The sequence below is a fragment of the Actinomycetota bacterium genome, assembly GCA_036280995.1.
Classification (GTDB): Bacteria; Actinomycetota; CALGFH01; order CALGFH01; family CALGFH01; genus CALGFH01.
This window is the reverse complement of sequence record DASUPQ010000776.1, coordinates 1-6,592: the sequence shown is the minus strand read 5'-3', so window position 1 is coordinate 6,592 and position 6,592 is coordinate 1. Positions and strand designations below refer to the sequence as shown.

At 71.8% G+C, this 6,592-nt stretch carries 5 protein-coding genes; 4 read left to right on the top strand and 1 reads right to left on the bottom strand.

Features of this window, described 5'->3' with window-relative positions; translation table 11 throughout:
* Window positions 1–47: 47 nt before the first annotated feature.
* Window positions 48–875: a Ku protein gene (locus tag VF468_25975; GenBank protein HEX5881736.1), complete on the bottom strand. Its 828-nt coding sequence runs from the start codon at window positions 873–875 to the stop codon at window positions 48–50.
* Window positions 876–1,000: 125 nt separating this feature from the next.
* Between VF468_25975 and ligD the strand changes: the two genes are divergently transcribed.
* The 4 genes from ligD to VF468_25955 all read left to right on the top strand — a co-directional run.
* On the top strand, window positions 1,001–3,727 hold the full coding sequence (gene ligD, locus VF468_25970; GenBank protein HEX5881735.1) for a non-homologous end-joining DNA ligase: 2,727 nt from the start codon (window positions 1,001–1,003) through the stop codon (window positions 3,725–3,727).
* Window positions 3,728–3,816: 89 nt separating this feature from the next.
* A complete protein-coding gene (locus tag VF468_25965; protein HEX5881734.1) occupies window positions 3,817–4,509 on the top strand; it encodes a response regulator transcription factor in 693 nt (230 codons plus the stop codon).
* Entirely contained in the window at window positions 4,506–6,047 is a 1,542-nt protein-coding gene (locus VF468_25960) for a HAMP domain-containing sensor histidine kinase (GenBank protein ID HEX5881733.1), read from the top strand. The genes VF468_25965 and VF468_25960 overlap by 4 nt, the downstream gene beginning before the upstream one ends.
* A 281-nt stretch (window positions 6,048–6,328) precedes the next feature.
* A partial coding sequence (locus tag VF468_25955; protein ID HEX5881732.1) for a MoxR family ATPase occupies window positions 6,329–6,592 on the top strand: 264 nt, incomplete at its 3' end.

Sequence of the window (6,592 nt, the reverse complement as noted above, 5' to 3'; positions counted from 1 at the left end):
CCCCCACGACGCCCCGGGACCGGGACGCCTGCTCCTCGCCTGCTGGCCTACTCGCCTGCCGCCTTCTTGCGCCGCCGGCTGGTCGTCTTGGGCTCGGGGGCCGGCTTGCCGGCCTTGGCCGCTTCGACGCTCGCCTTCAGCGCCTCCATCAGGTCGACCACCTTGGAAGGCTCGGCCTCTTCGGTGTAGGTGATCTCCTCACCCTGGATCTTCCTCTGGACCAGCTCCTCGAGCGCCGCCCGGTAGTCGTCGGTGAACTCCTCGGGCTGGAAGGCGTCGGTGAGGCTGTCGATCAGGCTGCGGGCCATGCGGATCTCCTGGGGCCGCAGCTCGACCGACTCGTCCAGGACGTCGAACTTGGGCTCACGGATCTCGTCCGGCCAGTACATCGTCTCCAGCACGAACACGTTGTCGCGGAGCCGCAGGGTGGCCAGGTGCTCCTTGTCGCGGAAGGCGACCTTGGCCAGGGCGACCTTGCCGTCGTCGGCCATGGCCTCGCGCAGCAGGTGGTAGGCCTTGACCCCGGTGCCCTCGGGCACCAGGTAGTAGGCCTTCTGGAAGTAGATCGGGTCGATCTCCTCGGCCTCGACGAACCGTTCGATCTCGATGGCCTTGGCCGAGGCCACCGGGAGCGAGTCCAGCTCCTCGTCGGTCAGGGTGACGTAGTGGTCCTTCTCGTACTCGTAGCCCTTGACGATCTCGGAGTAGTCGACCTCTTCACCGTCGACCGAACACACCCGCTTGTAGCGGATCCGGCCGCCGTCGGGCTCGTGCAGCTGGTTGAAGCGGAGGCTCTTCGCCTCGGTGGCCCCATACACCCGGACGGGGATGGTGACCAACCCGAAGGAGATCGCCCCCTTCCAGATCGTCTTCACGAGCCAGGCCTCCTTGTGACGTCGGAACACTCCGCGAGCGGCGGGCACGTCGGAAGGCGACGGTTCACGGACCAGGGACAACTGTACGCTGGCAAGCAACGCAACAGAAGGAGGCTCGGGTACCGTTGGCCACCGCCAGGCGCCGCCGCCTGCCGTTTCCGTCAGCGTTGCCCGCCTCGCGGGCCGGCGACGCCTGGCGGCTGGAGGCCGACGGCCGTGAGCTGCGCCTCTCCAACCTGAACAAGGTCTACTGGCCGGGCGAGGGCATCACCAAGGGCGACCTGCTGGCCTACTACTGGAACGTCGCCGACCTGATCCTCCCCCACCTCCACGACCGGCCGCTGACCATGAAGCGGATGCCGAACGGCCTGGCCGGCGAGCCCTTCTACGAGAAGCAGGTGCCGGCCCACGCCCCCGACTGGCTGCCCACCGCGGCCGTGCCCACCGAGGAGGACTCCCGGGTCGTCGAGTTCGTGCTCGCCCAGGACCGGGCCAGCCTGCTGTACGTGGTCAACCTGGGCTGCATCGAGATGCACCCCCTGCACGCCCGGGCCGGGTCCCTTGACCGGCCCGACTACGCCTTCTTCGACCTGGACCCGTTCGAGCCGTACACCTACGAGGACGTCCGCACCGTGGCCAAGCTGGTCAAGGTCGTCCTGGACGGGCTCGGCCTGCGCGGCTACGCCAAGACGTCGGGGGCGACCGGCATGCAGGTGTTCGTCCCCCTGGACGGGACCCACACCCACACCGACGCCCGCGAGTTCGTGGAGCGGGTGGGCCGGCTGGTCGTCCGCGCCTACCCGGAGAAGGCGACCATGGCCTGGCCGGTCGCCGACCGCGCGGGCAAGGTGTTCATCGACCATCAGATGAACCGGTCGGGGGCCAACATCGCCAGCGTCTACTCGCTGCGGCCGCTGCCCGGGGCGCCGGTGTCGATCCCGCTGGACTGGGACGAGCTGGACACCGACCTCGAGCCGGGTGACTTCCGGATCGACAACGTCTGGGAGCGGTTCGCCGACGGGGACCGGTTCGCGCCGGTCCTGGACGACAAGCAGTCCCTGACCCCCGCCATGGAAGCCCTCGGCCTCACCCCCGGCGCCCCCGAGGAGCCCCGCGACCGCAGCCGCCCGAGGTTCCCCCCCAAGCGCACCACCCGCCCGGCCTCGCGGGCCAGCCTCGACGAGTACGTGGCCAAACGCGACTTCACCCGCACCCCGGAACCCCCCACCCCGGTGGCCGCGCCGGACCCCGCCTCCCCGGTGGCCGCGCCGGACCCTCACCCACCTGTGGACGGGCCCCCGAACGGGAGGGTAGCCCGCGGCGGGAACGGGGGCGAACGGCTGTCCACAACCCCCGCCGCACCCGCCGCGCCCACGGCCCCGACCGACCCGGCGGCGCCCACCGGCCCCGCCGCCTCCACCGGTCCCGCGAACCCCCCGGGCCTGCCGGAGGAACCGCATCCGGCGGGGTTGACGGAGATCGCGCCGCTCGAACCGGGGCGGCGGTTCACCATCCAGCAGCACCATGCGCGGCGGCTGCACCACGACGTGCGGTTCGAGCAGGACGGGGTGCTGGTCTCCTTCGCCGTGCCCAAGCGGCTGCCCGAGGAACCGGGGCTGCGCCATCTGGCGGTGAACACCGAGGACCACCCGCTCGACTACCTGACCTTCAGCGGGACGATCCCGGCCGGCGAGTACGGCGGGGGCGAGGTCCGCCTGTTCGACCTCGGCACCTACGAGCCGCTGGAGGTGGCCGACGGCAAGCTCACCGTCCGGCTCCACGGGAGCCGCTACAAGGGTGCCGAGTACCATCTGTTCCGGACCCGGGACCGCGACTGGCTGGTCATCCTCAAGGGCAAGGTGTCGCTCCCCCAGCCGGCCCCGCCGCCGACCTACGAGCCGATGATGGCCGTGCTCACCGCCGAGGCGTTCGACGACGACGACTGGCTGTTCGAGGTCAAGTGGGACGGTCACCGCTGCCTGGCCAACCTGGGCACCTCGACCCGCCTGACCTCGCGGACGACCCGCGACATGACGGCCCAGTTCCCCGAGCTGATCGACATGCACCGCCAGCTGGCGGCCCGCAACGCGGTCGTCGACGGCGAGATCGTGGCCCTCGACCGGAACGGCCGGCCGTCGTTCGAGCGCATGCAGGACCGGTTCCACCGCACCCCCGACGAGCTGGCCCGGAACCGGGGCCGGGTGCCGGTCCAGTTCCTCGCCTTCGACCTGCTGTGGCTGGACGGCCGGTCCCTGCTCGACCTGCCCCTGGTGGAGCGGCGGGCCCGGCTGGTCGAGGTGCTGGTCGAGACCAGGGACATCCGCCTCTCCCAGGTCGTCGAGGGCGCCGGCAAGGCGTTCTTCGACCAGGTCAAGGCGCTGCAGCTGGAGGGGATCGTGGCCAAACGGGCGGCCAGCCCCTACCGGCCGGGCACCCGCTCGCACGACTGGCGCAAGATCAAGGCCCTCTGCCTCCAGGACTGCGTGATCGTCGGCTGGACGCCCGGCAAGGGCGGCCGGGCCGCCACCCTGGGCTCGCTGCTGCTGGCGGTGTACGACGGCGGGCGGCTGCGCTACGCCGGCAACGTCGGCACCGGCTTCACCCACGCCTTCCTGGCCGACCTGCTGGCCAGGCTGCAGGAGCTCCGGGTCGACAAGCCCCAGTTCGAGGGCTTCGAGGGCACGTTGCGGCCGCGCGGGGCCCGCTTCGTCCGGCCTGAGCTGGTCTGCGAGGTCGAGTACCTGAAGTGGACCCAGGACGACAAGCTGCGGGCGTCCTCGTTCAAGGGCCTCCGGCCCGACAAGCCGATCACCGACGCGCGCCGCGAGCACCCCGTGGACAGCCCGAGCTAGGCAGTTGCGCCGCCGAGCAGGCAGAATGGCAACAAGGCAGCACGCGACGATCGCCGCCGGACGGCGGCCGGTTCCACGGCGGTAGGTGCATGGGCGCACACATCCTGGTCGTCGACGACGATCCCCTCCTGGCCGCGGCCCTTCGCCGACCGCTGGCCTACGAGGGGTTCGAGGTCGAGGTGGCCGCCTCCGGTGAGGAGGCCCTCACCCGCGCCCTCGACCACGCACCCGACCTGGTCATCCTGGACGTGCTGCTGCCCGGCATCGACGGCCTGGAGGTGTGCCGGCGGCTGCGCCAGGCCGGTGAGGTGGCCGTGCTCATGCTGACCGCCCGCTCCGAGGTGCCCGAGCGGGTGGCCGGGTTCGAGGCCGGCGCCGACGACTACCTGGTCAAGCCGTTCGCCTTCGAGGAGCTGCTGGTCCGGGTCAAGGCCCTGCTGCGGCGGGGCCGCAACGGCGCCGGCACGGCCGAGCTGCGCTTCGGCGACCTGCGCATGGACCGCTCCACCCACGAGGTCTGGCGGGGCGAGCGGACCATCTCGCTGACCCGCCAGGAGTTCGACCTGCTGTCCCTGTTCCTGGAGCACCCGCGCCAGGTCCTGACCCGCTCGACCATCCTGGAGCGGGTATGGGACTACGACTTCGGCCGCGACTCCAACGTGCTGGAGGTCTACGTCGGCTACCTGCGCCGCAAGCTCGAGGCCGAGGGCGAGCAGCGGGTCATCCACACCGTCCGCGGGGTCGGCTACGTCCTCCGCGAGGACCCGGAGGGCGGCCGGTGACCTTCCGGGCCCGCCTCATCCTGGCCTACCTGGTCCTGCTCACCACCGCCGTGTCCGGGTTCGGGCTGTGGGTCTACGCCTACGTCGACCGCAACCTCCACCAGGAGTTCAACGGCTCGGTGCAGCGCCAGAGCATCCAGCTGGCCCAGGTGCTGGCCAGCGACTACGACAACTCCGCCTCCCGGGCCGGCGACATCCTCGACCAGTGGACCAACGAGCAGCAGCGCGACACCTACATCGTGGTCGAGACCCGCAGGGACCCGGAGCTGCGCCTGGAGATCGAGGCCAAGCGGCCCCAGGACGCCCTCGGCGGCGTCGACCTGCCGGTGGTGCCGCCCGGCCAGGTCAAAAACGTCCGGCCGTCGGCCAACGACCTCGGCCTGCCCCTGGCCATGTACGCCACCCAGTTCGAGGCCCGCAGGGCCGTCCCCAGGCGCAGCGCGACCGTGGCCGACCAGCCCAGCGAGATCGTCAAGCTCCAGGGCCAGGTGACCGTGGCCCGCTCCCTGGCCGGGGTCGAGCGGTCCCTGCGGCTGCTGCGGACCATCCTGATCGCCGGCGGGCTGGCCGTGCTGCTGGTCGCCGCCCTCGTCGGCCTCGGCCTGGCCGCGGCCCTGCTGCGGCCCCTGGCCCGCATGCGGGCCACCGCCCAGCGGATCGGCGACGAGCGTGACTTCTCCCACCGCATGCCGGTCGACGGCGACCCGCACGACGAGCTGGGCCGCCTGTCGCTGTCGTTCAACCAGATGCTGGCCGAGCTGGAGCAGGCCAACCTGGGGCTGAAGACGACGCTCGACTCCCAGCGCCGCTTCGTCGCCGACGCCTCCCACGAGCTGCGCACCCCCCTGACCGCGATCCGCACCAACGTCGAGTTCCTGGCCCGGGTCCCCGGCGCCCGGAGCGAGGACCGGGTCGAGGCCCTGCGCGACGTCCTCACCGAGCTGCGGCGGATGGAGTCGCTGGTCGGCGACCTGCTGGCCCTGGCCCGGCTGGAGGCGGCGGCGCGGCCGGCCAGGCGGACCTTCCGGTTCGACCACATGGTCGCCGACGTGCACCGCGACGCCCTGCGGGCGGCCAGCAAGGGGGTCGAGGTGACGCTGGGCCCGCTGCCGGAGGTGTGGGTCTCCGGCGACCGTGACGACCTGCGCCGGGCGGTCTGGAACCTGGCCGACAACGCCCTCAAGTACACCAGGGCCGGCAAGGTCGACCTGCGCCTGCGGGCCGACGACGGGGTCGCCGAGCTGACCGTGCGCGACACCGGCATCGGCATCGCCGAGGGCCACCTGGACCACGTGTTCGACCGCTTCTGGCGCGCCCCGGGCGTGCGCGGCATGGCCGGGTCGGGCCTCGGGCTGGCCATCACCAGGTGGGTCGTCCAGGCGCACGAGGGCACGATCGCCGTGGAATCGGTGGTCGGCCACGGCTCGACCTTCGTGCTCGCCTTGCCGGTCGTGCCGGGCGCGCCCAAGGACGCCGGGCGGCGGACGGGGGAGCTGCTCGGCGTCACCCAGGTGTCCGGTTCGGGACGCCATTCTTAAGACTGTCCTAAGAGAAACTCATCGTTCTCTCAGGGACGGCAGGTACAACCAATGCCTTCGCGGCGGACGGGCGCGGGCGGCCGGCAGGCTAGCCGCCCGGCCGCTGCGGCGGCGACGCCCGAGGCCTGCATGGTGGGACGAGGCCGGAGCTCGAGCTCCGGCCTCGGGGCCTTGGGGGCCCGCTCCTTCCCATTCGGGTAGTGCCGTATCCCGTGGGTCACGCTACTGTGGAAAACCGGCCGCGCTCCCGTGGCCATCCCTCTGGCCAAGGAGCCCGCCAGGTGACCGACCAACCATCCCGCCTGGCCCCCATCGGCGAGGCCCCCGTCGCCCGGCAGCAGCTCGAGGCGGCGTTGTTTGAGATCAAGCGGGTGATTGTCGGTCAGGAGGGCATGCTGGAGCGGGTCCTGGTGGCGTTGTTGTCCGGGGGGCATCTGCTGTTGGAGGGAGTGCCCGGGCTGGCCAAGACCCGGACCATCGCCACCCTGGCCCAGGTGCTGGGCGGGAGCTTCCAGCGCATCCAGTTCACCCCCGACCTGGTCCCC